General features: G+C 59.5%; 27 protein-coding genes and 1 riboswitch. Of the genes, 15 read left to right on the plus strand and 12 right to left on the minus strand.

Translation table 11 applies throughout. From position 1 onward, the window contains the following. The first annotated feature begins 15 nt into the window (after positions 1-15). Both AC3WP4_RS15800 and AC3WP4_RS15805 read left to right on the plus strand, forming a co-directional pair. Positions 16-1014, plus strand: coding sequence for a methyltransferase (locus tag AC3WP4_RS15800; protein ID WP_074880163.1), 999 nt, complete (start codon positions 16-18; stop codon positions 1012-1014). Between the two features lie 40 nt (positions 1015-1054). After that, positions 1055-1179, plus strand: a riboswitch (yybP-ykoY riboswitch). 88 nt (positions 1180-1267) lie between these two features. Beyond that, positions 1268-1852 carry a TMEM165/GDT1 family protein gene (locus tag AC3WP4_RS15805; protein WP_102615272.1) on the plus strand — a complete coding sequence of 195 codons (585 nt, stop codon included), beginning with the start codon at positions 1268-1270 and terminating at the stop codon, positions 1850-1852. Positions 1853-2018: 166 nt separating this feature from the next. Here the strand turns inward: AC3WP4_RS15805 and AC3WP4_RS15810 are convergent, their stop codons facing one another. The 4 genes from AC3WP4_RS15810 to AC3WP4_RS15825 all read right to left on the minus strand — a co-directional run bounded on the left by AC3WP4_RS15810 (position 2019) and on the right by AC3WP4_RS15825 (position 4242). Beyond that, positions 2019-2837, minus strand: coding sequence for a M48 family metallopeptidase (locus tag AC3WP4_RS15810; RefSeq protein WP_074880168.1), 819 nt, complete (start codon positions 2835-2837; stop codon positions 2019-2021). 290 nt (positions 2838-3127) lie between these two features. Then, positions 3128-3751, minus strand: coding sequence for an SOS response-associated peptidase (locus tag AC3WP4_RS15815; protein ID WP_046048287.1), 624 nt, complete (start codon positions 3749-3751; stop codon positions 3128-3130). A gap of 35 nt (positions 3752-3786) precedes the next feature. Further along, the gene (locus AC3WP4_RS15820) at positions 3787-4047 is read right to left on the minus strand and encodes a putative signal transducing protein (RefSeq protein WP_074880171.1); all 261 of its coding nucleotides are present in this window, start codon (positions 4045-4047) and stop codon (positions 3787-3789) included. Between the two features lie 12 nt (positions 4048-4059). Continuing rightward, positions 4060-4242, minus strand: a complete 183-nt coding sequence (locus tag AC3WP4_RS15825) for a CPXCG motif-containing cysteine-rich protein (RefSeq protein WP_008153387.1) — start codon at positions 4240-4242, stop codon at positions 4060-4062. Positions 4243-4384: 142 nt separating this feature from the next. On the opposite strand from AC3WP4_RS15825, the gene AC3WP4_RS15830 reads away from it, so the two are divergent. Continuing rightward, a complete protein-coding gene (locus AC3WP4_RS15830; protein WP_173860457.1) occupies positions 4385-5548 on the plus strand; it encodes a 1-acyl-sn-glycerol-3-phosphate acyltransferase in 1164 nt (387 codons plus the stop codon). 218 nt (positions 5549-5766) lie between these two features. Here AC3WP4_RS15830 and AC3WP4_RS15835 read toward each other — a convergent pair whose 3' ends face one another. Then, on the minus strand, positions 5767-6051 hold the full coding sequence (locus AC3WP4_RS15835) for a hypothetical protein (protein ID WP_102615271.1): 285 nt from the start codon (positions 6049-6051) through the stop codon (positions 5767-5769). A 190-nt stretch (positions 6052-6241) separates the two neighbouring features. On the opposite strand from AC3WP4_RS15835, the gene AC3WP4_RS15840 reads away from it, so the two are divergent. Then, a complete protein-coding gene (locus AC3WP4_RS15840; protein WP_074880179.1) occupies positions 6242-6448 on the plus strand; it encodes a hypothetical protein in 207 nt (68 codons plus the stop codon). Positions 6449-6547: 99 nt separating this feature from the next. Here AC3WP4_RS15840 and AC3WP4_RS15845 read toward each other — a convergent pair whose 3' ends face one another. Further along, positions 6548-7132, minus strand: coding sequence for a YajG family lipoprotein (locus AC3WP4_RS15845; RefSeq protein ID WP_074880182.1), 585 nt, complete (start codon positions 7130-7132; stop codon positions 6548-6550). A gap of 205 nt (positions 7133-7337) precedes the next feature. On the opposite strand from AC3WP4_RS15845, the gene AC3WP4_RS15850 reads away from it, so the two are divergent. Together AC3WP4_RS15850 and mqo are read left to right on the plus strand one after the other, a co-directional pair. Further along, positions 7338-7571 (plus strand): hypothetical protein, encoded by a 234-nt coding sequence (locus AC3WP4_RS15850; protein WP_074880185.1) that lies wholly within the window; start codon positions 7338-7340, stop codon positions 7569-7571. A gap of 740 nt (positions 7572-8311) precedes the next feature. Further along, positions 8312-9820 (plus strand): malate dehydrogenase (quinone), encoded by a 1509-nt coding sequence (mqo, locus tag AC3WP4_RS15855; protein ID WP_102615270.1) that lies wholly within the window; start codon positions 8312-8314, stop codon positions 9818-9820. Positions 9821-10023: 203 nt separating this feature from the next. Here the strand turns inward: mqo and AC3WP4_RS15860 are convergent, their stop codons facing one another. Continuing rightward, entirely contained in the window at positions 10024-10311 is a 288-nt protein-coding gene (locus tag AC3WP4_RS15860; RefSeq protein WP_046053428.1) for a PA4642 family protein, read from the minus strand. 63 nt (positions 10312-10374) lie between these two features. Next, positions 10375-10860 (minus strand): hypothetical protein, encoded by a 486-nt coding sequence (locus AC3WP4_RS15865; protein ID WP_074880194.1) that lies wholly within the window; start codon positions 10858-10860, stop codon positions 10375-10377. A 151-nt stretch (positions 10861-11011) separates the two neighbouring features. On the opposite strand from AC3WP4_RS15865, the gene dauA reads away from it, so the two are divergent. After that, the gene (dauA, locus tag AC3WP4_RS15870; protein WP_102615269.1) at positions 11012-12733 is read left to right on the plus strand and encodes a C4-dicarboxylic acid transporter DauA; all 1722 of its coding nucleotides are present in this window, start codon (positions 11012-11014) and stop codon (positions 12731-12733) included. Between the two features lie 39 nt (positions 12734-12772). Here the strand turns inward: dauA and AC3WP4_RS15875 are convergent, their stop codons facing one another. Then, entirely contained in the window at positions 12773-13330 is a 558-nt protein-coding gene (locus AC3WP4_RS15875; RefSeq protein WP_074880200.1) for a hypoxanthine-guanine phosphoribosyltransferase, read from the minus strand. A gap of 163 nt (positions 13331-13493) precedes the next feature. Here AC3WP4_RS15875 and upp point away from each other — a divergent pair, with 163 nt between their 5' ends. Both upp and AC3WP4_RS15885 read left to right on the plus strand, forming a co-directional pair. Beyond that, positions 13494-14132, plus strand: a complete 639-nt coding sequence (gene upp / locus AC3WP4_RS15880; RefSeq protein WP_008025893.1) for a uracil phosphoribosyltransferase — start codon at positions 13494-13496, stop codon at positions 14130-14132. Between the two features lie 2 nt (positions 14133-14134). Continuing rightward, positions 14135-15409 (plus strand): uracil-xanthine permease family protein, encoded by a 1275-nt coding sequence (locus tag AC3WP4_RS15885; RefSeq protein WP_008153403.1) that lies wholly within the window; start codon positions 14135-14137, stop codon positions 15407-15409. Positions 15410-15482: 73 nt separating this feature from the next. On the opposite strand, the gene hemH is transcribed toward AC3WP4_RS15885, so the two are convergent. Both hemH and AC3WP4_RS15895 read right to left on the minus strand, forming a co-directional pair. Continuing rightward, the gene (gene hemH / locus AC3WP4_RS15890) at positions 15483-16508 is read right to left on the minus strand and encodes a ferrochelatase (protein WP_102615268.1); all 1026 of its coding nucleotides are present in this window, start codon (positions 16506-16508) and stop codon (positions 15483-15485) included. Positions 16509-16521: 13 nt separating this feature from the next. Then, on the minus strand, positions 16522-17424 hold the full coding sequence (locus tag AC3WP4_RS15895; protein ID WP_102615267.1) for a TIGR01777 family oxidoreductase: 903 nt from the start codon (positions 17422-17424) through the stop codon (positions 16522-16524). Positions 17425-17620: 196 nt separating this feature from the next. Between AC3WP4_RS15895 and AC3WP4_RS15900 the strand changes: the two genes are divergently transcribed. From AC3WP4_RS15900 to AC3WP4_RS15925, 6 genes are all read left to right on the plus strand, one after another. Then, on the plus strand, positions 17621-18607 hold the full coding sequence (locus AC3WP4_RS15900; RefSeq protein ID WP_074880213.1) for an NAD(P)/FAD-dependent oxidoreductase: 987 nt from the start codon (positions 17621-17623) through the stop codon (positions 18605-18607). 261 nt (positions 18608-18868) lie between these two features. Further along, on the plus strand, positions 18869-19825 hold the full coding sequence (locus AC3WP4_RS15905) for a YbgA family protein (RefSeq protein WP_102615266.1): 957 nt from the start codon (positions 18869-18871) through the stop codon (positions 19823-19825). Between the two features lie 10 nt (positions 19826-19835). After that, on the plus strand, positions 19836-20777 hold the full coding sequence (locus AC3WP4_RS15910; protein WP_074880219.1) for a MerR family transcriptional regulator: 942 nt from the start codon (positions 19836-19838) through the stop codon (positions 20775-20777). 35 nt (positions 20778-20812) lie between these two features. After that, a complete protein-coding gene (gene phrB / locus AC3WP4_RS15915; RefSeq protein WP_102615299.1) occupies positions 20813-22258 on the plus strand; it encodes a deoxyribodipyrimidine photo-lyase in 1446 nt (481 codons plus the stop codon). A gap of 14 nt (positions 22259-22272) precedes the next feature. After that, the gene (locus AC3WP4_RS15920; RefSeq protein ID WP_076029801.1) at positions 22273-23052 is read left to right on the plus strand and encodes an SDR family NAD(P)-dependent oxidoreductase; all 780 of its coding nucleotides are present in this window, start codon (positions 22273-22275) and stop codon (positions 23050-23052) included. A gap of 111 nt (positions 23053-23163) precedes the next feature. Then, on the plus strand, positions 23164-23469 hold the full coding sequence (locus AC3WP4_RS15925) for a YkgJ family cysteine cluster protein (RefSeq protein WP_074880229.1): 306 nt from the start codon (positions 23164-23166) through the stop codon (positions 23467-23469). Between the two features lie 129 nt (positions 23470-23598). Here the strand turns inward: AC3WP4_RS15925 and AC3WP4_RS15930 are convergent, their stop codons facing one another. After that, positions 23599-24117: an acyloxyacyl hydrolase gene (locus AC3WP4_RS15930; RefSeq protein WP_102615265.1), complete on the minus strand. Its 519-nt coding sequence runs from the start codon at positions 24115-24117 to the stop codon at positions 23599-23601. Positions 24118-24127 lie beyond the last annotated feature (10 nt).

Below are 24127 nucleotides of genomic sequence, written 5' to 3' on the forward strand. Positions count from 1 at the left end.
TTACAGGAGCAGAGTATGGATCCGCGCAGTGAAGTACTGCTTCGCCAGGCCGAGTTATTCCAGGGTTCGGTGCTGCTGGCCGGTTTGCCCGCCGATGACTTGCTGGGCCGTCTGCCCGACGCTCATGGCTGGTGCTGGCATGCCGGCGATCAAGCGGCGCTGGACGCCCGTTTTGCCGAGCGTAGCCATTTCGGCGTGAATGTACCGGAGCGCGCGTTCGACACCGCCGTGGTGTTTTTGCCCAAGTCCAAGGACTTGACCGACTACATCCTCAACGCCCTCGCCTCCCGGCTGGCCGGTCGTGAACTGTATTTGGTGGGTGAAAAACGCAGCGGCATCGAAGGCGCGGCCAAGCAACTGAACCCCTTCGGCAAGCCGCGCAAACTCGACAGCGCGCGGCATTGTCAGTTGTGGCTGGTTACGGTGGCCACGGCACCGCAAGCCAAGTCGCTGGAAAGCCTGGCCCAGACTTATGAGTTGCCGCTGGCCGAAGGTCCGCTAAAAGTCATCAGCCTGCCAGGCGTGTTCAGCCACGGTCGGCTGGATCGCGGCAGCGCACTGTTGCTGGAGCATCTGGACAAATTGCCGAGTGGCCATTTGCTGGACTTCGGTTGCGGTGCCGGTGTGTTGGGCGCAGCCGTGAAACGTCGCTACCCACACAACCAGGTCACCTTGCTTGATGTAGATGCGTTTGCCGCCGCCAGCAGTCGTCTGACACTGGCTGCCAACGGCCTGGAAGCTGACGTGATCACCGGTGACGGTATCGACGCCGCACCGATGGGTTTGAGTGCGATCTTGAGCAACCCACCGTTCCATGTCGGGGTTCATACCGACTACTTCGCCACCGAGAACTTGCTGCGAAAAGCAGCTAAACATCTGAAAAACGGTGGCGAACTGCGCTTGGTAGCCAACAGCTTCCTGAAGTACCAGCCGCTGATCGAGGAGCATCTGGGGGTGTGCGCAATCAAGGCCGAAGGACAGGGTTTCAGAATCTATCGGGCCAAACGCGGCTGATAAATAAGTGCTTGCCTAACGGATTTTGCCTAGGCAGAATCCGCTCCGTCCTAGGGGAGTAGTCTCCCACGAGCGCCATGCTCGTCCGGCATACGTCAACATACTTGGTCAACAGACCATGGCGTATGCGACCCAAGCGTCCGCATCAGACGGATCGCAGGGTTTGACAAGACCTATGACACGAACACCTTACCCGGGGCGGGAAGGCTGTACGTGTCATAGCCGTGTCGACCCGCCCCTTAGGAAAACCCTGATGCTGGATTCACTTCTCGTTCCCACCGCAATCGTTGCCTTGGCCGAAATCGGCGACAAGACGCAACTGCTCGCGCTCATTCTCGCCGCTCGCTTTCGCAAACCCTGGCCAATCATCGCCGGCATCGTCGCTGCAACCCTGGCCAACCATGCGGCCGCAGGCGCAGTAGGTGCCTGGGTCGGCAGTTTCTTCTCGAATGCGACGTTGCACTGGATCCTCGCCGCGAGCTTTACCGCGACCGCATTGTGGACCCTGGTACCGGACAAGATGGATGACGACGAAGCCAGCACCGCCCGCAAGTTCGGACCGTTCCTGACCACGCTGATCGCGTTTTTCCTTGCCGAGATGGGCGACAAGACCCAGGTCGCCACGGTGATGCTCGCGGCGCAATATCCGGAACTGTGGCTGGTGATCATCGGCACCACCGTCGGGATGTTGATTGCCAACGTGCCGGTCGTTTTGGCCGGTAACTTTGCCGCGGACAAACTGCCCTTGACCCTGATCCGTCGCCTGGCGGCGTCGGCATTCTTCATCCTCGCCATTGTCGCGGTGTACAAGGCGATGCAGAGCAGCGGCTGGGTCTGACGCGGCCTCTTTGTGGCGAGGGGGCTTGCCCCCGTTCGACTGCGCAGCAGTCGCATGGCAGCAGACCGAGGTGTAACTGAAGCATTGTTGTGGAGTTCAATAAGGGGCTGCTTCGCAGCCCAACGGGGGCAAGCCCCCTCGCCACAAGAGCAGCGCCGCATGGCTATCAGGACTTCCTGGCTTTCTCGTACAGCGGCATGACTTTCGGAATCGCCGCTTGCAAAGCAGCAATCCGGCTGGCCGACGCCGGGTGAGTGCTCAAGAACTCTGGCGGTGCACCATTCGAGGCTTTGCTCATCTTGTTCCATAGGGTGATCGCGGCGTTCGGGTTGTAACCGGCACGGGCGGCCAATTCGAGGCCAATCAGGTCCGCCTCGTTTTCATTGCCGCGACTGTTGGGCAAGGTCATGCCGTATTGGGCCACGGTGTCCGCCAGAGCCAGGCTGCCCTCGCCCAGACCGAACAATGCCCCGGCGCCCTGCTTGGCCATTTCGATACCGTAAGCCTTGGACATCGCTTCACGGCCGTGTTCACGCAAGGCGTGAGCGATTTCATGGCCGATGATGGCGGCGATTTCGTCGTCAGTGAGTTGCAGGGTGTCGATCAGCCCGGAGTAGAAAATGATCTTGCCGCCAGGCCCGCAGGAGGCATTCAGCTCATCGCTCTTGATCAGGTTCACTTCCCATTGCCACTGGGCCGAATCCGGACGGAACACTGGCGCCTGGGCAATCAGGCGACTGGAGATCGCCTGGACGCGCTTGGCATTGTTACTGGTCTTGTCCAGCACGCCTTTGGTGTTCGCCTCACCGACAGTCTTTTGATAAGACTGGGCGTACATCTGGTTGACGTCGTCGGTCGACAGCATGCTGAACATGTACTGTTTGCGTTCAACGCCCACCGCGCCACCGCTGGTGGTGTTGACCGACTGACAACCGGCGAGCAGCAAACCTGCGCTCAGTGCACACACAACCAATGTCTTGTTCATCAAAAAACCCCCTGAAAACATGCCGCGTATCCTAGGCGTGGATTTGCATCGACGCCAGATACAACAGAGGTGTAGACGCACATTTCAGACAAAGCTCTCATGGCCGTAGAAAAAAACTCACATAACGATCAATTAGTTCATGGTTTAACAATCGCCGGAAGGTCCTGCGGACCTTATCGCGAGCAGGCTCGCTCCCACAGGGGATGCTCCTGTGAACACATTTTTTGTGAACACAGCAGATCAAATGTGGGAGCGAGCCTGCTCGCGATGAGGCCAGCACCAACGCCCATTTAGCCCGGGGTCAAACACTCCGGCCCATTGAGCTTCGGATCATTCACCAGATTCGCCAACACCCGCTCGCGCAACGCCGCGGGTTCACTGGCGAGCAACGCTTGCAAAGCATGCAACGGAGTCTCGGGATTGAGCCATGCTTCCTGCCCCGCCGCATCGAGAATCAAAGGACGGCGCTGACTCGCCGCCGGTTGCGTGATCACTGCCGTACTCAGCCACACCTGCTCCTGCACCGGATACGCTTCCCAAATCGCCGCAAAGAACAGCGTCGAACCCTCACCCGGCGTCAACCAATACGGACGCTTGCGTGTGGTGCCGCGCCATTCGTAAAAACCATTGGCCGGCAGCAGGCAACGGCGTTCGCGCAGGGCCTGGCGAAACATCGGTTGTTCGGCAACGGTTTCGGCCCGGGCATGGGCTGGCGTGCGAGACAAATCAGTCAGCCACGGCGGCGTCAAACCCCAACGCGCGCGGGCCAACTCACGCTGACCGTCAACACCGGCGCGCAGCATCAACACCGAATCGTTGGGGGAAATATTCCACTGGGCCTGCTGATCGGCGGGAAAGCCAGGCAGGGCCGCGAAGGCGGGGTTCCAGCGAAACAGGGCATAACGTCCACACATGGGGCAACACGACTCTTGATAAAACGAACGTCAGCCTAACAGACCAGCGTGCCGGGAAAACTGTCCGGCTCATCGCCGGGCAGTGGCAGCGCGGCATTGTACGCAGTGATCAGCTCCCGGGCGTACTCGGCCTCGTCGTTATCGACCGACAGACCGAGCAGGCCAAAGGTCGGCAATTCTCCGCTGCCACCGAGCAAGTCACGCCCAACAAGATGCGCTTCTATGCCCTCGCTGGCCAACATGCTTTGCAGCAACTCTCCTTCCATGAGGTTTTCCGGCTCGTAGATTCGCTGCATGGGGCGCCCCTTTCATTCGTTTTCGCTGTGAACTTCGAGCAACCATTCCTGACCGTCAGTCTGCAGGACAAACGTGATGGGGCGACAACACACCGGACAGTCTTCGATATAGGTCTGATCGCCGCCGGACAAGTCCAGAACGGCCTCAGCCTCTTCACCACAATATGGACATTCGTAGCGCTCGGTTTCCAGCATCGCGGTCTCCCAGGTGACTTGTGCGTATAATCGCCGGTCTATTTGCAGGGCTATTTTTGTCTGGCTAACTTTTCAGACCGTACCCCGTTGGTTTTCGATCAAAACCTTTACTTACCCTAGCCGTTTCTAACAAGAGAGCATGATGGGCGAATTCGATGCCATCCGACCTTACAATGACAGCGAAGTCCCTGCGGTGCTGGACCGGCTGCTCGGCGACAAGGCGTTTCTAGATATCCTCATCCACTTCCGCTTCCCGCGTTTTGCCGGTGCTTTCGGCTGGATGCTCAAACCTCTTATAGCTCATCGGCTGCGCCGTGAGTTCGCCGACGTTACGTCGGTGGCCACGTTGCAGGATAAAGTCGAGATGTACGTCGACCACACCATCGAGCGAGCCACGGACGGGGTGACGTACACCGGCGTCGAGCAGTTCAAGTCCGGCAGCGCCTACCTGTTCATTGCCAACCACCGCGACATCGTGATGGACCCGGCCTTCGTCAATTACGCCGTGTACCACGCCGGCCTGCCGACACCGCGCATCGCGATCGGCGACAACCTGCTGCAAAAGCCCTTCGTCAGCGATCTGATGCGCCTGAACAAGAGTTTTATCGTGCACCGTTCGATCACCGGCCGACGCGAGAAGATGGCGGCGTATCAGCTGCTGTCGGCCTACATCAACCACTCGATCCGCAACGATTGCGCCTCGATCTGGATCGCCCAGGCCGAAGGCCGGGCCAAGGACGGCGACGACCGCACCGAGTCGGCCATCCTCAAGATGTTCCATATGAGCCGCAAGGACGAGCCGTTCGGCGAAGTCATTCAGTCGCTGAACCTCACCCCGGTGTCGATCAGCTATGAATACGATCCGTGCGATCAAGCCAAGGCTCGCGAGCTGTTCATCCGCGCCACCACCGGCAGCTACACCAAAGTGCCGGGCGAGGACGATGTCAGCATCGCCAAGGGCATCACCGGCTACAAGGGCCGGGTGCATGTGAACTTCGCCTCGCCGATCACTGAACTGTTCGACGACACCAAGCAATTGGCGGTCGAGATAGACCGGCAGATCCTCGGCGGCTACCGCCTGTTCCCGGTGCATTACCTGGCCTACGCCCAGTGGAAAGACGCCGACCCGCAATTGCAGGTGCCGAAAGCCTCTGAAGTGTTTGCGGCCGACGAACTGGCCAAGGCGCAGGAGCAATGGCAACAGCGTCTGGACGCGTGCCCTGAGGAGCATCGTCCGTTCATGGTCCTGCAATACGCGACGCCGGTGCGCAATCAGTACCGTGTGAAAGCAGGTTTGCCGCTGTAGGGCTTTTGGCTGGATACGACAACGGCGCTCTATTTGACTGTCACCACATCACCTGTGGCGAGGGGACTTGTCCCCGTTGGGCTGCGAAGCGGCCCCAAAACCTGCGATCATATTTTTCAGACAGGCCAGGGGTACCGATTCACGACTGCTGCGCAGCCGGACGGGGATAAATCCCCTCGCCACAGAAGTCCCCTCGCCACAAGGTTGGTGTCAGCGCTTCAGAAGCGCGTGCTGATCCACGACACCAGCAGCGCCAACCCCAGGCAGGCAAAACCGAAACGATAGAAAAACCGGTTCATGCGCGAGGTCGCACTGTCCGGCATCAACGTCGGCTCATCGATACGACTGCTCTGGCTTTGCGCCTGGAGAATGGCCCGCGCGCGCTGTTCGCGGCGCCGAGTGGCATGCAGCAACCAGCTGCCCGGAAAGGCCAACAACAAGGCGAACAGGTTGATCAACTTGGCGGGATGGTTGGTAAACAGCGAAATCAAATGCAACGACATCACGGACCTCAGCAAAACAGGTGGCAGACGCCGAACCGGCGACCGCGGCGCGAATTCTACCGAAAGCCTCACCTCCTGCCCTTGCTTTCCGACAAATAACGAACCATTTGACTGATTCCTGTCCTGTGTCACGGCGCCGTCATCTGGATACGCCAGTCTGCCGCCCCTCGAAACCGACACGGAAACCGTCATGTTGCACGCCGAAAACCAGGATCGCCTCTACCTCATCGCCCAAAGCGACGAACAACAAAACCTCGTCGGCAGCCTCGCCTTCAACGTCCAGGACTGCCACTGGCTGGTGTATTGCGCATTGGGCGGGCATCAGCATGCGGATTTGCCAGAGACGGATTTGCTGACGGGCGTGAGTGTTCTGGATTTTTATTCGCAGGCCGCCTGACACCGCGGATCCCTTGTGGGTGCAGTTCCACCAAATCAGCACGCATGAAAAAGCCCGGGGCCATTGCTGGCACCGGGCTTTTTTGAATCCAGCGAACGTTTATTCGGCGAGAATCTGACCAATCGTCGGATCCTTGAACAGACGCGTCAACGCATCGCTCAACACATCACTGACCAGCTTGGTGTTGGTTTCCTGATTCGGCGCCATACCAAAACGCTGATCCAGGGACGCACCATAACGACCGCTGTAGCGACGGTTGGCGTTCTGCACATCGGAACGGAATGTCGCACCAATGGTGGCTTCAGTCACATACATGCCTTCTTTAGGCGACTGATACTTCAGCTCCGACAGGGTCACGGTCAACTGCGGAGCATTCAGCGCATTGGAAGTTGGGGTGAAGCCCAACAACCGCACGGCCGCTTCGGCCTGAGCCTGCAACTTCGGCAGAATCTGCGCGCCCTGCACGGTGATCGCGCTGGTCTCGGGGTACAGGCCACCACGGGTGCCCAAGGTCGGCGACGGACGACCGTCCACCACACGCACCACCACCGGTTGGCCACGGCCGACCGGTGCCAGCTGAGTGGTCAGCTTGGGTTCCGGATTCAGTTGTTGCGGGCTGTGGGCGCAGCCGACCAGGGTCAAACTGGTCACAGTGATCAAACCGAACAACAGGCGTTGCAACATGCTCTTCTCTCCAGAATCAGGCACAAACAGGCCCGCAGTATAGCGGTGGGCCACTGTGGGTAACTAGCACCTCACAGTGAATACTGAAATCTCTGACAAACCCTCCAGACTGCGGTTCCTGTCACAGATATGTCACCGCCCATACACTTGCTCGTCACGGCACGCTGGCAACCTTCAGAGCAGTCACCCCACAAGGTACTTCGCCATGCGCTATCTCATCTCGCTGTTCACTCCACGCCCTCTGCATCGCTGCTTCGCCCTGCTCGACCGCAACGGCCTTTGCCAGGCATTCAAACAGTGCAGCCTCCAGCCGATGGGTGATGGCTGGGTCGAAATCGAAGAAATCCGTCTCAACTGGTTACATCACCCCCTGCCCCCTAGCGCCCGTGTCAGCCAGCGCCAGCCTCGTGCGCGGGCTCAGCAACTGTTGACCACCTGACCGAACACCTAATAAAAGTCATTTAACACGACCATTTCCCTGCGTTTCTTCGCTACAATCTCCCCCCGATTATAAGGACGTCTCCTGATCGGGCCTCGCAGCATCGTCAATGCGCTTGTATTGACACCCCGCACCGCCCTACAGAGAGCCGCCCACACAGATCGAGTGAAGCTGGCGCGCTTGCTGTTCCTTGAGCAAAAACCCCACTTTTCGCGAATCTGCAGAGCTGTCATTACGCTCGGTCACTGAGCTGTTTGCCCGTTTTGCCTGTCATGTATCCCATGGCGGCAATCCATCCGGGCACGGTGCCAGGCTGGGGCAGCCCTTTTTTGAGGTTCACGTCTTCAAAAGAGCGTGAAAAAAACGGGTTTTCACAACTTCACAAGAGTGTGGCGAGCAAATGAATAGTTTTGCGTCTGAACATGCACCATTAGCGTCTGAAACAGCCCAACGACACAGGACCGAGTACGCCTCGAACACCGGATCCTGAAGCCTGTCCTCTACGGATTTGGTTGCACAAACGGATGTATCGACCATAAGTCGAATTGCCAGCCGCGTGTTGAAGTGAGTTCATGTGACTCTTTTAGACCCGGCCGGTAGCGTCCGTCGAAGTTGCAAAAAATTGCGAAGATTCGGACATGGCGATACTGCCATGGTTACTTGGGGCCTCACTGACACGCCCCTGAACACCTGGCAGCCATGCCGACAATTTGGTGCTGCAGATTTTGGAGACGCGTTAAATGGCGCATAACGAAGCAGTCGACGTAGTACTGGTTGGGGCCGGCATCATGAGTGCCACCCTCGCTGTACTGCTCAAAGAGCTCGACCCCGCGATCAAGCTGGAAGTCGTCGAGCTGATGGATTCCGGTGCTGCGGAGAGTTCGAACCCGTGGAACAACGCCGGTACCGGTCACGCCGGGCTGTGTGAGCTCAACTACACGCCGCAGGCCGCCGACGGCACCGTCGACATCAAGAAAGCCGTGCACATCAACACCCAGTTCGAGGTGTCGAAGCAGTTCTGGTCCTACCTGACCAGGAAAAACACCTTCGGCTCGTGCAAGACGTTCATCAGCCCGGTGCCGCACCTGAGCTTCGTGCAGGGCGACGATGGCGTTTCCTTCCTCAAGGAACGTTTCAAGACGCTGAGCAAGCACCACGCCTTCTCGGACATGGAATACACCGAAGACAAGGCCACCATGGCCGAGTGGATGCCGCTGATGATGCCAGGCCGGCCGGCCGACGAAGTCGTCGCCGCCACCCGCGTCATGAACGGCACCGACGTCAACTTCGGCGCGCTGACCAATCAACTGCTCAAGCACCTGACCAGCGCCCCCGATGCCCAGGTCAAGTACTGCAAGCGTGTGACCGGCCTGAAGCGCAACAACGGCGGCTGGACTGTCAGCATCAAGGACGTCAACAGCGGCAATACCCGTGAGGTTGATGCGAAATTCGTCTTCCTCGGCGCCGGTGGCGCTGCACTGCCGCTGCTGCAAGCGTCGGGCATCGAAGAAAGCAAAGGCTTCGGCGGCTTCCCGATCAGCGGTCAGTGGCTGCGGTGCGACAACCCGGAAGTGGTCAAACACCACCAGGCCAAGGTTTACAGCCAGGCAGCGGTGGGTTCGCCTCCAATGTCCGTGCCGCATCTGGACACCCGCGTAGTCGATGGCAAGAAGTCCCTGCTGTTCGGACCTTACGCCGGTTTCACCACCAAGTTCCTCAAGCACGGTTCCTTCATGGACCTGCCGATGTCGGTTCGCGCCGGCAACATCGGCCCGATGCTGGCCGTGGCGAAAAACAACATGGACCTGACCAAGTACCTGGTCAGCGAAGTGATGCAGTCGATGGAGCAGCGCCTGGATTCCCTGCGTCGCTTCTACCCTGAAGCGAAAGCCGAAGACTGGCGCCTGGAAGTGGCTGGCCAACGGGTGCAGATCATCAAGAAAGACCCGAAAAAGGGCGGCGTTCTGCAGTTCGGTACCGAACTGGTCGCGGCCAAGGACGGTAGCCTTGCTGCCCTGCTCGGCGCTTCGCCGGGTGCGTCGGTGACCGTTTCGATCATGCTGGAACTGATCGAGAAATGCTTCCCGAACAAGGCTTCCGGTGAGTGGGCTGCCAAACTGGCGGAAATCTTCCCGGCTCGGGAAAAAGTCCTGGAAACCGACGCTGCGCTGTATCGCAAGCTCAATGTGCAGAACAACGTCGCGCTGGAACTGGTTGAAGCCAGCAACGAGACCGAAAGCTACGCTTGATTCGGCTCCATAAAAAACGCCCCGTTCTCTTTGAGAGCGGGGCGTTTTTTTATGGGCGGCGAAACTGATGGCTCTAAGATCTTCGGTGTTACTTACACCGCCTTCGCGAGCAAGCCCGCTCCCACATTTTGATCGCGGTCTAATGTGGGAGCGGGCTTGCTCGCGAAGGGGCAAGCACAAACACTACCCCAGTCAGGCAATAATTAACCGCGAGCTTTGTTGATCAGCTCGATGTACTCGGCCGCATTACGCTGATCCTTGATCAGGGCGACGAAGTCATTGCCGTGCTCATCCTTGCCGTCCAGGTCCAGACCGGCTTCGACGAAGAACGTCAGAAAACGTTCGAAGTCATCGATGCGCAGGCCACGGTAAGCCTTGATCAGTTTGTGCAGCGACGGCGACGTGGCGTCGACCGGTTCGAAATCGAGGAACAGCTTGATCTGCTCATCGCCGATCTCGTCACCAATCACTTGCTTCTTATCTTTACGCATTGCCGACTCCAGCTCGCAGACATTTCACGGGGCGGGCAGTTTACCCCTCCCTTGCCACCGGGCTCAACGCGGACGAACAGCGCCCGTGTGCAGATCGGCCCAGACATGACCGTTGGCGTAGCTGAGGAACTGGCAATACACCGTGTCATTGCGCAACAAGTCGATCACCACCCGGTACTGGGCCATCGGGTAAAACAGCGTCAGGGTTTTGCTCTTGTCGTCGTAGATCGGCTTTTTCAGGCTTTTGCTTTCGCCATCGAAATTGACCAGCACCTGGCTGATGGTCGCACCCTTGTTCAAGGATTTGCCCTTGAGTCGGATCAGCAACGGCGACGTGACCGGGATCGGCTGCTGGTTGGACTGGCGTTGACTGCCGACCACTACCGAGTACTCGGTAACCTGCAACAACTGTTGCTGCTCGGGCTCCGCGTCACGCAGGGTGAGGTCATCGGGGGGCAGGAACTGCGCGTGCATCGGCACCGGGGCGGCCGCCAGAGGCAGGCTGACAGTCAGCAACAGGGCGGCGCAGCTGCGGATTAAAAGGCTCATAACAGGCTCCCAAGGCGAAGCCGAGCACTCTAGCATGAGGATCAACCGCGCGAATTGGCGATATGGGTCAATACTTCGCAGGGTGAAGCTGGCCATACTGAAAGAGCTTTCAGCCGTCGTTCAACGGTGCGCCATCTACCGTGGAGTGCTCATGTCGTTCTCCGTTCCCCCGTTGTTCGCCGCCTGGCGTCAGACCTGGCGCGCTGGTTACTCCTTCAGACGCTTACGCGGCGACATCAGCGCCGGGGTAACGGTAGGAATTATCGCCATCCCGCTGGCCATGGCGCTGGCGATTGCCGTGGGTGTACCGCCTCAGCATGGGTTGTATACGGTGCTGATCGCAGCGCCCCTGATCGCCCTGACAGGAGGTTCGCGTTTCAATGTCAGTGGGCCGACCGCTGCCTTCGTGGTCATTCTGTTACCCATCACCCAACAATATGGCCTGGGCGGTTTGCTGCTGTGCACCATGCTGGCCGGCGTCATTCTCATTGCGCTGGGGCTGATCCGAGCCGGGCGGTTGATCCAGTACATTCCCTATCCGGTCACCCTGGGCTTTACTGCCGGGATCGGCATTGTCATCGCAACCCTGCAATTGAAGGATTTTCTGGGCCTGAACACCGCCGGCCAGGCAGAGCATTACATCGAACAGTTGGGTGTACTGATTCTGGCCTTGCCCAGCGCCCGGTTAGGGGACGGGATCATCGGCATCACCTGCCTGGCGGTTCTGATTGTCTGGCCACGGTGGGTGCCGAGGATTCCGGGGCATCTGGTGGCGCTGACCATCGGCGCGCTCCTGGGGTTGGCGCTGGAGCACGGCGGGCTGCCGGTGGCGACATTGGGCGAGCGTTTCAGCTATATGGTCGAAGGCGTCAGCCATCCCGGGATTCCGCCGTTCCTGCCTAGCTTCGATTGGCCGTGGAATCTACCCGGCCCCGACGGCCAGCCTTTGCACCTGTCTTACGATCTGATTCGTCAGCTACTGGCACCGGCGTTCGCCATTGCCATGCTCGGGGCCATCGAATCCTTGCTGTGTGCGGTGGTGGCGGATGGCATGACCGGCAGCAAACACGATCCGAATGCAGAACTGCTGGGCCAGGGCCTGGGCAACCTGATCGCACCGCTGTTCGGCGGCATTACCGCCACGGCGGCGATCGCCCGCAGTGCCACCAACGTGCGCAGCGGAGCTTTTTCGCCATTGGCGGCCATTATTCACAGTGCTGTGGTGCTGCTGGCGATACTCGTCCTCGCACCGCTTTTCAGCTATCTGCCGATGGCTGCTCTGGCCGCGTTGCTGGTGATGGTGGCGTGGAACATGAGCGAGGCCCGGCACGTGCTGCATACCTTGCGCATCGCGCCCCGCAGCGATGTGCTGGTGTTGCTGACCTGCCTGAGCCTGACGGTGTTGTTCGACATGGTGATGGCTGTCGCCGTCGGCCTGCTGCTGGCCGCCGGTCTGTTCATCAAGCGCATGAGCGACCTCACGGACACCGCCGAACTGCCTCGCGAATTCCATCAAGCCTTACGGGATATGCCGGAGCATGTTCGTTGCTATGCGATACGCGGGCCGCTGTTTTTCGGTGCCGCCGAAAAAGCCCTGGGCGTGCTGCGCAAATTCAGTCCGGAGGTCAAAGTGGTGATCGTCGAGATGAGCGCCGTGCCCATGCTGGACATGACGGCACTGGCTGCCTTCGACAATATCCTGAGGGATTACCGCACCGACGGCATCGGCCTGATTCTGGTAGGAACCGCTCCACGGGTACGCCTGAAACTCAGGCGCGCGGGGATTCATCGGGAGCAGCGCCAGTTGGCCTATGTGAATAATCTGGAACAGGCTCGACGCAAAAGCGAACGCTGGCTCGCCGGACAGGACTGAGCGCGCAGTTCAAGCAAACTGCGCGGACAGTCACCCCATTCACATGCCTTTAACGGCAAAAATCCCGTTGGCGTTACGCCAGTAGCCTTTGTAGTCCATGCCGTAACCGAAGATGTAACGGTCGATGCATGGCAGGCCGACGAAATCGGCTTTCAGGTCCGGGCGAGCCTTGCGGTCGTGGTCCTTGTCGATCAGCACGGCGGTGTGCACAGCGCGGGCGCCGGCGTGTTTGCAGTAGTCGATGATCGCGCCCAGGGTGTGACCTTCATCGAGGATGTCGTCGATGATCAGCACGTCGCGGTCGAGGAACGAGACTTCCGGCTTGGCTTTCCAGAACAGATCACCGCCGCTGGTTTCGTTACGATAACGGGTCGCGTGCAGGTAGGACGCTTCCAGCGGGAAGTTCAGATAGGTCAGCAGTTTGCCGGAGAAAATCAGCCCGCCGTTCATCACGCAGAACACCACAGGATTGCTTTCAGCCAACTGGTCGTTGATTTGTGCACCGACACGGGCGATGGCCGCCTCGACTTCAGCTTCGGTGTACAGGCAGTCAGCCTCTCGCATGATTTGACGGATATGCTCGAGATCTGCGGGCATGGCGCTCTCCAGGGGGTGGCGGTTCAGGAAAAGCGGGCAAAGGTACGCATCAAGCGAGGCCAGATCAAGCGTTTGTGGACTAACGTTCTGAATGTCTATAGGACAACACCCTCGGATAGATTAATCTAGGCCGGTTTTTTTGCCCGCCGCCGGAGCCTTTCCCATGCCCATCCTCGAGATCCGCCATCCGCTGATCCGCCATAAACTTGGCCTTATGCGCCGCGCCGACATCAGCACGAAGAATTTCCGTGAGCTCGCTCAGGAAGTCGGTGCCCTGCTGACCTATGAAGCCACCAAAGACCTGCCGCTGGAAAGCTACGACATCGAAGGCTGGTGCGGCACGGTGTCGGTCGAGAAAATCGCCGGCAAGAAAATTACCGTCGTGCCGATCCTGCGCGCAGGCATCGGCATGCTCGAAGGCGTGCTGAGCCTGATCCCAGGCGCCAAAGTCAGCGCCGTGGGCGTGGCCCGCAACGAACAAACGCTGCAGGCTCATACCTACCTGGAAAAACTGGTCCCGGAAATCAACGAACGCCTGGCGATGATCATCGACCCGATGCTCGCCACCGGCAGTTCCATGGTCGCGACCATCGACCTGCTGAAAAAGGCCGGTTGCCGGGATATCCGCGCGATGGTGCTGGTGGCTGCCCCTGAAGGCATTGCCGCCGTAGAGAAAGCTCACCCGGACGTGACCATCTACACCGCATCCATTGACGAAAAACTGAACGAGCATGGTTACATCATCCCAGGCCTGGGCGATGCCGGTGACAAGATCTTCGGTACCAAGCAGAAGGACGCTTGAGCATGCAGCAAGAGTTCAACGATCCGCTCTGGCGCACGGTGCTGTCGGGTGCGCAGATGCTGTTCGTGGCCTTCGGCGCCCTGGTGTTGATGCCGCTGATTACCGGCCTCGACCCGAACGTGGCGCTGTTCACCGCAGGCCTGGGGACGATTCTGTTCCAGATCGTCACCGGGCGTCAGGTGCCGGTGTTCCTGGCGTCGAGCTTTGCCTTCATCACCCCGATCATTCTTGCCAAGGGCCAGTTCGGTCTCGCTGCGACCATGGGCGGCGTGATGGCGGCCGGTTTCGTCTACACCTTCCTCGGCCTTGCGGTGAAGATCAAAGGCACCGGTTTCATTGACCGTCTGCTGCCACCGGTGGTGATTGGCCCGGTGATCATCTCCATCGGCCTGGCCATGGCGCCAATCGCCGCCAACATGGCGATGGGCAAGGCTGGCGACGGCACCGAGCTCATTCATTATCAGACGGCGATGCTGATCTCGATGCCCGCGCTGCTGACCACCCTGATCGTCGCGGTGTTCGGTAAAGGCATCTTCCGCCTGGTGCCGATCATCTCGGGTGTACTGGTGGGTTTTGCGATGGCGTTTTATTTCGGCGTCGTTGATACCGCGAAAATTGCCGCTGCACCATGGTTTGCAATCCCGCACTTCACCGCGCCGGAATTCAACTGGCAGGCGATTCTGTTCATCGTTCCGGTGGCCCTGGCTCCGGCCATCGAGCACATCGGCGGCGTGATTGCTGTCGGTAGCGTGACCGGTCGCGATTACCTGAAGAAACCCGGCCTGCACCGCACCCTGCTCGGCGATGGCATTGCCACCACCGCAGCCGGCCTGTTTGGCGGCCCGCCCAACACCACCTATGCCGAAGTGACGGGCGCGGTGATGCTGACCAAGAACTACAACCCGAAGATCATGACCTGGGCGGCGATATTCGCCATCAGCCTGGCGTTCATCGGCAAGTTCGGCGCGCTGCTGCAAAGCATTCCGGTGCCGGTGATGGGCGGGATTCTGTGCCTGTTGTTCGGCTCGATCGCGGCAGTGGGCATGAACACGCTGATTCGCCACAAGATCGACCTGGGCGAAGCGCGCAACCTGGTGATCGTCTCGGTGACCCTGGTGTTCGGGATTGGCGGCGTACTGGTCGGCACCGGCACAGGGCCGGACGACTTCGGCCTCAAAGGCATCGCGCTGTGCGCGGTGACGGCGATTGCGCTGAACCTGTTGCTGCCGGGCAATGACAGCTGGAAGCACAAGAAGGCGAATGAATCGCTGCTTTGAGCGAACTGATCGTTCCCACGCTCTGCGTGGGAACGATCTGTACTCAAACGGGGGCAAGCCCCCTCGCCACAGTTTAAAGCGCCAGCGGCGCTCGCTCGCACAAGGCACTCAACGCCCGCGCCCACTGCGGGTCGTCGTTAAGACACGGCACCAACACCAACTCCTCTCCCCCCGCCTCGCGGAACAGCTCCTTGCCGCGATCCCCGATCTCTTCCAGCGTCTCGATGCAATCGGCGACAAATGCCGGGCACATCACCAGCACTTTCTTCACGCCCATTCCAGCCAACTCATCAAGGCGCGCTTCGGTGTAGGGTTCGATCCACTTGGCCCGCCCCAGACGCGACTGGAACGACACCGACCACTTGCCGTCCGGCAGCCCCAGCCGCTTGGCAAACTCGGAGGCCGTGCGCAGGCATTGGGCGCGGTAGCAGGTCGCCAAGACTTCTGGCGAAGCGTTCTGGCAGCAATTGTCGCTTTTGAAGCAATGGTGACCGGTAGGGTCGATCTTGGTCAGGTGCCGCTCCGGCAAACCGTGGAAGCTCAGCAGCAGGTGATCGTGATCCTGCTGCAAATGCGGCTTGGCGCTGGCCACCAGCGCATCGAGGTATTCCGGTTGATCGTAGAACGGCTGGAGAATCGAAAACTGCACATCCAGCTGCTTCTCGCGAACCACTCGCTTGGCCTCCTCAATCACCGTGGTCACTGTGCTGTCGGCGAACTGTGGATAGAGCGGTGCGAGCGTGACCCGCTTGTGACCCTGGGCCGCCAGGCGCACCAACATCGATTCAATCGACGGCTCACCGTAACGCATCGCCAGTTCCACCGGACCGTGGGTCCACTGGGCCGTCATGGCCTGTTGCAGGCGACGACTGAGCACCACCAACGGCGAGCCCTCCTCCCACCAGATCGAGGCGTAGGCGTGCGCCGACTGCTCCGGGCGCTTGAACAGGATCAGCGACACCAGCAAACGTCGCACCGGCCATGCCAGGTCGATCACATACGGGTCCATCAGAAATTGATTGAGGTAACTGCGCACATCCGCCACCGAGGTGGAAGCCGGCGAGCCCAGGTTGACCAGAAGCAATGCGTGATCGGTCATGCAACGTCCTATTTCAAAGGCGGCTGGAAAGGTCGTCCAGAGCCGCGCGCAAATCAGTGAACTGGAAAGTGAAACCCGCTTCCAGCAAGCGAGCCGGTACAGCCTTCTGGCCACCCAGCAACAGCGACGACAACTCGCCCAGACACACCTTCAACGCCAGGGCCGGCATGGGCATGAACGTCGGACGGTGCAGCACGCTACCCAACGTCTTGGCGAATTCGCGATTGCGCGCCGGCTTGGGCGCGCAGGCATTATAAGGACCACTGGTGTCTTCCTGATGCAGAAGAAAATCAATCAGGGCGATTTGATCGTTGATATGGATCCATGGCATCCACTGCCGGCCACTGCCCAGAGGCCCGCCCAGCCCCATTTTGAACGGCAGCAACAGCCGCGACAAAAAGCCGCCCTCGGCCGACAACACCAACCCGGTGCGGATGAGGATCACGCGAATGCCCAACGCCTCGGCGCGCTGGGCTGTTTCCTCCCAGGCGATGCACAACTGGCTGGCGAAATCATCGATGACCGGCGGAGATTGCTCGGTCAATTCGCGCTCCCCACCGTCGCCATACCAGCCAATAGCAGAGCCCGAAATCAATACCTGCGGTTTCTGCGCGCGGCTTTCGAGCCAGGCCAGCATGGTTTCGGTCAGCGTGATCCGGCTGCTCCAGAGCAGCGCCTTGCGTTTGGAGGTCCAGGGTCGGTCGGCAATCGGTGCGCCCGCCAGGTTGATAATGGCATCAACCGTTTCCTGTCCAAGGTCCTCGAACAGTGCGATTCCCCGCACTTGCGCACCGCAAATCTGCGCGACTTTTTCAGGTGTGCGGCTCAAGACAGTCAAACGATGTCCCTGACTCAACCAGTGTCGGCAGAGCTGACGTCCTATCAAACCAGTACCGCCGGTCAGCAATATGTGCATGACTTCTTCCTCGCGTGGCGTTTTACCTTGATCACTAGTCTATTTTTATATGCAGGGATCTTTGGTATCGGGCAGGCTCTGTGTTTAACAATAGGCCAAGCTGTCAGAACAAGAACGCTAAAAGTTATACCAAAAAACAATATTGTACAGGTTTCATCCACGGCGTAGTCTGTACAGAAAGGCAAACGAGGCCCCTATGACTGTACCTATCGCAATCATCGGCACCGGCATCGCCGGACTCTCCGCCGCCCAGGCCCTTACAGAGGTCGGGCATGTCGTTCAACTTTTCGATAAAAGCCGCGGCAGTGGCGGACGCATGTCGAGCAAGCGCAGCGATGCGGGTGCTCTGGACATGGGCGCGCAATATTTCACTGCCCGCGACCGTCGCTTCGTCACTGAAGTCCAGCGCTGGCAAGGAAAAGGCTGGGTCGCCGAATGGTTACCGCAGCTCTACACCTACCATGGTGGCCAGCTCAACCTGTCGCCGGACGAACAGACTCGCTGGGTCGGCACGCCGCGCATGAGCGCCATCACCCGTGGGCTGCTCGGCGACCTGGAGGTGCATTTTGCCTGCCGCATTACCGAGGTCTATCGCGGCGAAGAACACTGGCATCTGCAGGACGCCGAAGGCTTCACCCACGGCCCTTTCAGCCATGTGATCATCGCCACGCCGGCGCCTCAGGCGACTGCACTGCTGGCCTCCGCGCCGAAACTCGCCGGTGCCGCCGCCGGAGTGAAAATGGACCCGACCTGGGCTGTCGCGCTGGCGTTCGAGGTACCGTTGGATACGCCCATGGAAGGCTGCTTCGTACAGGACAGCCCGCTCGACTGGCTGGCTCGCAATCGCAGCAAACCCGGACGTGACATCACCCTCGACACCTGGGTTTTGCACGCCACCAGCGCGTGGAGTCGGCAGCATATCGACCTGCCCAAGGAAGCGGTGATCGAGCAATTGCACGGCGCATTTGCCGAGCTGCTGCACGACTCCATGCCCGCCCCGACCTTCAGCCTCGCGCACCGCTGGCTTTACGCCCGGCCGGCCAGCAGTCATGAATGGGGGGCCTTGGCCGATGCCGACCTGGGGCTCTATGTGTGTGGCGACTGGTGCTTGTCCGGTCGTGTCGAAGGCGCCTGGCTCAGCGGCCAGGAAGCCGCCCGCCGCTTGCATGCGCATCTGCAGTAAACCGCATCGATCAGAGTCAATTGCTGCTGTCGAAATAGACAGCAGCCCACCCGCAAAACCGCGAAAAACATCTTCTGATCATCGAGCTGTCGCGACGACGAAGGCACAGAGTCGAATGCCGGGTTGCAGGCGATGCAGACGCGGCGTTGATCCTCACAAAAAACTTGTACAATTAATTTGACTTGTACACCTTTGAATCTATGATGAAGTCATGTTGTACAGACTGAACAGTCTGTACAGGTTTAGATTCGAGGTGCTCCAATGCCCCACGCCGTGAAACCGAAGATTGCCATCAGCGCCTGCCTGATGGGCGCAGAAGTACGTTACAACGGCGGGCACAAGGCCTCGCAGTTGTGCAGTCGCACCCTCACGGACTATTTCGATTTCGTCCCGGTTTGCCCCGAAGTCGCCATCGGCCTCGGCATTCCTCGGGAGCCGATCCGCCTGGTGGGTGATCCCGAACATCCCGAGGCTGTCGGCTCGGTCAACCCGGAGCTCAATGTCACCCGGCCACTCGCCGAGTACGGTCAGAAAATGGCCGCGGAACTGGGCGACATCAGCGGCTACATCTTCATGCAGAAATCCCCGTCATGCGGTTTGGATCGGGTCAAGGTCTACCACGCCAACGGTGCGCCGGTGGACGGTGGTGGCCGAGGTATCTATGCCCAGGCGTTCTGCGCGCGGCATCCAGATCTACCGGTGGAAGAAGACGGCCGACTCAACGACCCGGTGCTGCGAGAAAACTTCCTCACCCGCGTGTTTGCCTACAGTGCCTGGCAGCAGTTGCTGCGCGAAGGTTTGACTCGCCGTGGCCTCACGGACTTTCACTCGCGCTACAAATACCTGCTGATGGCCCACAATCCGGTGCAGTACAAAACCCTGGGGAATCTGCTGGGCAACATGGGCCAGACCGATCCGAACGAACTCGGCCCGCGCTACTTCAGCGAGCTGATGTCGGCCTTGAAAAAATGCGCCACGCGCCGCACCCACACCAACGTCCTGCAGCACATCAGTGGCTATCTCAAACAGGCCATCAGCCCTGAAGACAAACAGGAAATGCAACACGTTATCGGCCAGTACCGCCACGGCATCGTGCCGCTGGTGGTGCCGTTGACGCTGCTCAAACACTTCTTCCGTCAACACCCGGATCCGTACATCGCGCAACAGGTTTACCTGCAACCGCATCCGGAAAATCTCAGCCTGCGAAACGCGATCTAATGACAATCCAATGAAAAGCCCACTCGACACCAGCGCCAGCGAAGACCTCGGTGCCGACTTCAGGAAAGCCCTCGACGAAGGCTGGCTGCCGATCCGTGAGGTCGCGCGGCAGACTGGCGTCAACGCCGTCACCCTGCGGGCTTGGGAGCGGCGTTATGGCCTGATCGTCCCGCAACGCACGCCCAAGGGGCATCGGCTGTTTTCTGCCGACCACGTTCAACGCATCCTGACGATCCTCACCTGGCTCAATCGCGGCGTGGCTGTCAGCCAGGTCAAACAACTGCTCGACACCCCACAGGCCTTAACCCAATCCGTCGAAAACGATTGGCAAGTGCTGCGCCAGACGCTGCTGCAAGCGGTCACTCAACTGAATGAACGCACCGTCGATGACACCGTCAATCAGGCCATGGCGCTGTATCCACCACGGACCTTGTGCGCACAACTGCTGATGCCCTTGCTGGCTGAACTGGAACAACGCTGGCAAGGCCAATTCGGCGCGCAGATGGAACGAGTGTTTTTTTATTCCTGGTTACGCAGCAAATTTGGCGCACGCATCTACCATAACAACCGTCAGTTACGCACCGCGCCCCTGTTGTTGATCAATCACTCGGACCTGCCACTGGAACCCCACCTGTGGCTGACCGCCTGGCTGATCAGCAGCGCCGATTGCCCGGTGGAAGTGTTCGACTGGCCACTTCCTGCCGGCGAACTCGCACTGGCGGTCGATCATCTGCAAGCCCGCGGCGTACTGCTGTATTCCAGCAAAGCCATGAATCTTTCGCAGCTGCCGAAACTTTTGAACGGGGTCAGTTGCCCAAAATTGATTGCCGGACCAACGGTATGCATCCACCACACCGAGTTGTCCGCACGAACGTACAAGATCACTGATTTGTTCCTGGCTGAAGATCCGCTAGCAGCGCATCAGGGCCTGATTCAGCGTGGGCTCATTTAATGGCGAATTTTTTAATGAATCGTGCGGACACCTCTGTGCAATTGATCTGGTTGCGCAGCGACTTGCGCCTCCATGACAACACCGCCCTTTCGGCCGCTGCAGCCCGCGGCCCGACTGTGGCGGTGTATCTGCTGAGCCCGGAGCAATGGCTGGAACACGATGATGCGCCGTGCAAAGTGGATTTCTGGCTGCGCAACCTGAGCGAGTTACGCAGCGCCCTGGATGAGCTGAACATTCCCTTGTTGATCCGCAAGGCATCTCGCTGGGATGAAGCACCCAAGGTGCTGCTCGATCTTTGCCAGCAGTTGAAAGTCGACGCGGTGCACGTCAACGAGGAGTACGGCATTCATGAAAGCCGTCGTGACGCAGCCGTAGCCGAAACACTGAATGCCCATGCCATCGACTTTTACAGCTACCTCGATCAATTGCTGTTGAAACCGGGCACCGTACTGACCAAAACGGGCACCTACTTTCAGGTGTTCAGCCAGTTCCGCAAGGCGTGTTATGACCGCCTGCGCTGGTCGTTACCGCAGCGGGTCCCAGCACCCGCCGTGCAGGCGCCGCTGGCGATCGACAGCGACAAGATCCCGTCGAACGTTGAAGGCTTCGCAACGCCCAGCGACAGCCTGCGCAGTCTTTGGCCTGCCGGGGAAGCCGAAGCCCACCGTCGCCTCGTCACCTTCGCCGACGCTCAGATCGACGACTACAAAGACGAACGCGACTTCCCGGCCAAACCCGGCACCAGTCAGCTCTCGGCCTATCTCGCCGCCGGGGTGATTTCCCCCCGTCAATGTCTGCACGCCGCGCTGCAAAGCAATCAGGGCGAGTTCGAAAGTGGCAAGGTCGGCGCCGTTACCTGGATCAACGAATTGCTGTGGCGCGAGTTCTACAAACACATCCTGGTGGGCTACCCACGGGTCTCGCGTCATTGCGCATTCCGCCCGGAAACCGAAGCCCTCGCCTGGCGCGATGCCCCGGATGAACTCCTGGCCTGGCAAGAGGCCCGCACCGGTCTGCCGATTATCGACGCGGCCATGCGCCAATTGCTGGAAACCGGCTGGATGCATAACCGCCTGCGCATGGTAGTGGCGATGTTCCTGACCAAGAATCTGCTGATCGACTGGCGTGAAGGCGAACGTTTTTTCATGCGTCATCTGATCGATGGCGACCTGGCGGCGAACAACGGTGGCTGGCAGTGGAGTTCGTCCACTGGCACCGATTCGGCGCCCTACTTCCGGATTTTCAACCCGCTGAGCCAGTCGGAGAAATTTGACAGCGAGGGGCTGTTCATCAAGTACTGGCTGCCGGAACTGGCCGGGCTGAACAAGAAGGATGTGCACAACCCGGCGAACCTCGGCGGCCTGTTCGGTGTGGCGGATTATCCTTCGCCGATCGTCAATCTGAGCAGCTCTCGGCAACGGGCGCTGGCCGCGTTCAAGAACTTGCCATCACGACAATCTGCCGGGCGATTACCTGACTGAAAAAGGAGAATGGGATGAGTTTTACACCTCCAAGGCGCTACTGGCTGACAGGTGCCGGCAACGGCATTGGTGCCTCGCTGGCCGAAGAAATATTGAAAACCGGTGCTCACCTCGCGGTGAGCTCTCGTTCTGTGGCGCCACTCAAAGTCTTGTCCCAGCGTTATCCGGGGCAAGTGCTGGTAGTGGCCGGTGACCTGACCAACAGCCAGACCGTGCGAGAAATCGGCGAGCAGATTGCCGAGGAGTGGGGAGCCCTGGACACGGTGATCCTCAATGCCGGCACTTGCGAATACGTCGACGTTCAGCAGTTCGATGCGTCGATCGTCGAGCACGTGGTGCGCACCAATCTGCTTGCCAGCAGCTTTTGCATCCAGGCGGCCCTGCCGCTCTTGCGCGCCGGCACCGCGCCGTATCTGGTGGGCGTCGCCAGCTCGGTCACCTACCTGCCGCTTCCACGGTCCGAGGCTCATGGCACCTCAAAGCCCGGGTTGCGTTATCTGTTTGAATCGTCGCGCATTGATCTTGCTCCAGATGGCATCGAAGTCACCGTGGTCAGCCCCGGGTTTGTCGAAACACCCCTGACAGCGCAAAACAGCCCCACGCCACTCGGCTGGCCGGTGGACAAGGCCGCACGCCACATCTTCGCCGAACTGAAGGATCGGCCGCTGGAGATAGCCTTTCCCGCGTTGTTCATGGCCGACCTCTGGCCATTATCGAAATCACCCCACCGAGCAAACCTGGCAATCGGCAAACGCATGGTGCGCAGCAACCCGCCGATCAAGGACCAGCCGTAAATCACCCGCCTCCAAGGCTGATCGCTCCTGGCTGTTGAATCGCAGCCATGAGATCACCCTGTCCGTCAGGCCTTTCACACAGCATCGGCCCACTGCCTTACACTGGGCGCCATGAAAACCATTCCCCATACGCAAATCGCCGAGCCTGCGGTCACATGCTCGACCTGCGCAGCTTGCTGCTGTCAGCTCGAAGTCATGCTGATCACGGACACGGGCGTGCCCGAACGTTTTATCGATACCGATGACTGGGGCGGGGAAGTCATGCTGCGCCTGGATGACGGCTGGTGCGCCGCGCTGGATCGCAACACGATGATGTGCACCATCTACGAAAAACGCCCGCTGATCTGTCGGGAGTTCGAGATGGGCGCACCGGAATGCATCGAAGAACGCCAAGGGATTACCACGGCGTATCGCTGAAAGTCAGACCAGTGAAGATCCAATGTGGGAGCGGGCTTGCTCGCGAAGGCGGCGTGTCAGTCAACGATGATGTCAACTGACAGTCCGCATTCGCGAGCAAGCCCGCTCCCACATTTAACCGAGTGAGTCTTACAGCGGCATGGTGTAGTGAAGCGCGTAACTTTCTACACCATCGTTCGGGCTGCTGATTCCGGCATTGGAATAATGCGTCGCACGAATCCCGACTTCATGCCCGCCCGTAAAGCGCAGTCCAAAACCGAACCGGTCTTCAAACTGAAAGGCACTGCCCAGTTGGTTGTTTTCGACTTCGGTATTGGCGAATACCGCGACGCCGACGCCCAACTCCAGGTAGGGTTTGACGGTCTGCCCGGCAAACTCGTAAACCAGCACCGGCGAGAACGACAGGCTGTGGTTGCTGGAGGTCTTGTCGCCATCCCAATAGGTGTAGCCACCGCTCCAGTAACCCGTCAAACGACCGATATCACTCTGCAACCAGCTCTTGTCCCAATCGAATTGCATGCCCAGCCGATAGGTCATGGTCGATTCGTCAGTCTGGCCGACCGCGAACTCCACGCCTGCCGCTTGTGCGGTAAAACTGTGCCCCATTAGTGCGGCCGCAATCGCGGCCAAGCAGAATAGTCGCTTCATTAGAAACATC

It is taken from the genome of Pseudomonas sp. FW305-20 (assembly GCF_058788075.1).